The organism is Vibrio sp. 1078-1, from assembly GCF_033340475.1.
The window spans coordinates 1-634 of the sequence record NZ_JAWOWM010000499.1; the positions used below are offsets into that span (position 1 = coordinate 1).

Consider the following 634-nt stretch of genomic DNA (forward strand, 5'->3'; position numbering starts at 1 on the left):
TCCTCAAAATATCGAAGCCGCCACCCGTAGCCGTCTTCCGGCTTACAAGGATCAATCTTGAAAGTGTACGTGGTCATCACTGGCCCCCATTGTCGATAGTTCTTATAGGTATATTCAAATGATCCAATCATATCGTGCATGGCTCATTCAGTGAATGACTATCTATATGAGCGAGGCGCAGCGACATAACCCATATGCGCCAGGTGTGTAATAGACGGAAACTGGCAGGGGGGGGCCGATTTAACGGAGAGGGGGGGCCGATTGCACGTGTTAGACACGTACTTTCACATGCACCCGGACCGTCTATTACACACCGCCCCAGCCACCCCGCTCCTGGCGTTCAAAACATCCAGACCGAAGCAGGCGTGACCGTTAAGGGGGGGCGATTTAACGCCCGTCGATTACACACCTCCAGAAACACAAAAGGCGGCCCGTGGCCGCCTCTACTGTCGTTCTTTGTGGTTAGCTGGGCATCGCCTGCCGGATGGTGGCTAACGCCTCCTGGAAGTCCTCCGGCGTCGCCCGGCCTGTTTCGGCCTGGTAGTACAGGATCGTGAACATATTGGCGACCGCCTCCGCGACAGGCGAAATCTGCCTGGCGGTTTCCTGGTCGATGAACTCCAGGGCGGCCAGC

The 634-nt window shown here is 56.3% G+C and carries 1 protein-coding gene; it reads right to left on the bottom strand.

Going from position 1 to position 634, the window contains the following annotated elements:
* Positions 1-462: 462 nt before the first annotated feature.
* A complete protein-coding gene (locus tag R7190_RS28420; protein WP_318138000.1) occupies positions 463-633 on the bottom strand; it encodes a type I toxin-antitoxin system ptaRNA1 family toxin in 171 nt (56 codons plus the stop codon).
* Between the last annotated feature and the right edge of the window lies 1 nt (position 634).